Annotated in this window: 1 protein-coding gene; it reads right to left on the reverse strand. The window is 64.2% G+C overall.

The window, feature by feature from the left end; all coding sequences use genetic code 11:
* Window positions 1-2,101: pyruvate dehydrogenase (acetyl-transferring), homodimeric type (gene aceE / locus ACXJKH_RS18640; protein ID WP_457321591.1), on the reverse strand; the 2,101-nt coding region annotated here is incomplete at its 3' end.
* Window positions 2,102-2,467 lie beyond the last annotated feature (366 nt).

The raw sequence follows: 2,467 nt of genomic DNA on the forward strand, positions 1-2,467 counted from the left end.
ATGTAGTAGTACTCATCAATATGTAGTAGTACTCATCAATCTGATCTTCCATCATGGCCTTGGTGCCGTGCTGCAGGATGACCGTCACTTCGAAGCCGAAGGTGGGGTCATAGCTACGCACGTTGGGAATGCCACCGGCGGCCAGGTGGCTGTGGCCATCTTCGTGCTGCAGGCCTTCACCGTTCAGCGTGGTGCGGCCGGCGGTGCCGCCGAGCAGGAAGCCACGGGTACGCATGTCCGCTGCCTGCCAGGCGATATCGCCCACGCGCTGGAAGCCGAACATGGAGTAGTAGATGTAGAACGGCAGCATCGGCACGTTGCTGACCGAGTAGCTGGTACCGGCGGCCATCCACGAGGCGATGGCGCCCGGCTCGCTGATGCCCTGCTGCAGCACCTGGCCGCTCTGGTCTTCGCGGTAGAACATGAGCTGGTCGGCGTCGACCGGCTTGTACTTCTGGCCGAAGGGCGCGTAGATGCCGATCTGGCGGAACAGGCCTTCCATGCCGAAGGTACGGGCTTCGTCGGCCACGATCGGCACGATGTGCGGGCCCAGTTCCTTGTCGCGCAGGGTGATGTTGAGGCTCTGCACGAAGGCCATGGTGGTGGAGTAGCTGCGCTCGCCGCTGCTCTTGAGCAGGCGCTCGTAGCTTTCCAGCTTGGGTGCGTTGAAGCTCTTGGTGGCCTTGCGACGGCGCTGCGGCAGGTAACCACCCAGGGCGGCGCGGCGTTCCTGCAGGTACTTCACTTCCGGCGAATCCGGGCCCGGGTGGTAGAACGGCACCTGGCCGTCGGCCAGCTGGGCGTCGGTCACCGGGATGTTGAAGCGGTCGCGGAAGTGGCGGACGGCGTCGTCGTCCAGCTTCTTGGTCTGGTGGGTCGGGTTCAGTGCTTCGCCCGCGCTGCCCATGCCGTAGCCCTTGACCGTCTTGGCCAGGATCACAGTGGGCATGCCCTTGGTGTTCACGGCTTCGTGGTAGGCGGCATACACCTTGTGCGGGTCGTGGCCACCACGGTTGAGGCGCCAGATGTCGTCGTCGGACAGGCCGGCGACCATGGCTGCGGTTTCCGGGTACTTGCCGAAGAAATGCTCGCGCGTGTACGCGCCGCCGAAGGCCTTGCAGTTCTGGTACTCGCCGTCGACGGTTTCCATCATCAGCTTGCGCAGGACGCCGTTGGTGTCCTTGGCCAGCAGGGCATCCCAGTAACCGCCCCACAGCAGCTTGATGACATTCCAGCCGCCGCCACGGAACACGCCTTCCAGTTCCTGGATGATCTTGCCGTTGCCGCGCACCGGGCCATCGAGGCGCTGCAGGTTGCAGTTGACCACGAAGATCAGGTTGTCCAGTCCTTCACGGCCGGCCAGGGCGATGGCGCCGAGGGTTTCCGGCTCGTCGCTCTCGCCGTCGCCGATGAAGCACCACACCTTGCGGTCGGACTTTTCGATCAGGCCACGGTTTTCCAGGTAACGCAGGAACTGCGCCTGGTAGATGGCGGCGAGCGGGCCCAGGCCCATGGACACGGTGGGGGTCTGCCAGTAATCGGGCATCAGCCACGGGTGCGGGTAGCTGGACAGGCCGCCACCGTCGACTTCCATGCGGAACTTGTCCAGCTGCTGCTCGTCGATGCGGCCTTCCAAGAAGGAGCGCGCATAGATGCCCGGGGCGCTGTGGCCCTGGATGAAGAGCAGGTCGCCGGGATGGTTGTCGCTGGGGGCGCGCCAGAAGTGGTTGAAGCCCACGTCATACAGCGTGGCGCCGGAGGCGAAGGAGGCGATGTGGCCGCCCAGGTCGCCGGGCTTGCGGTTGGCGCGCACGACGGTGGCCATCGCGTTCCAGCGGATGATGGAACGAATGCGCCATTCCAGTTCGGCGTTGCCCGGGCTCTTGGCCTCCAGGGTCGGCGCGATGGTGTTCACGTACTCGGTGGTGGGAGAGAACGGCAGGTACGCGCCCGAACGACGGGTCAGCTCCACCATGCCTTCCAACAGTTGATGCGCGCGCTCAGGGCCCTCGACATCAATTACGGCCTTCAGCGACTCGATCCATTCCTGGGTTTCCACAGGATTCGGGTCGTTGTTCAGCACCTCGTTCAACCAGTTCATTTGCGCTCCCATGACCGCACGCACGCGCGCGACTGTTTTAGATTTCTAGCCGCAAAGTGTAGCGCACCAAGGGGTTTGCTTACTTCGCTACGGGTGCGTATGGAGGGGGATGGGGCTGTCTTTGGGACAGTGGGGGGACAGGTTGGGGGTGTGGGGGCGTGGTTCCACGCGGGGTTTTGGCTGGGTTTGTGCGATGGGTGGGGTGTTGAAGGGGGACGGTGCGGGCGTGTGGGGCGTTTGTGGGGTGGGGGTTGGCGTGGTGGGGTTGGTGTGGAACATGGTGGTTGTGGGGGAGTGTGGTGGGGACTGTTCCATGCCGGGTACGCAGCGTCGCGGTGGCGGAGGTGGGTTGGCCTTCGGAAGGGC

This window comes from Stenotrophomonas sp. P5_B8 (assembly GCF_054049855.1).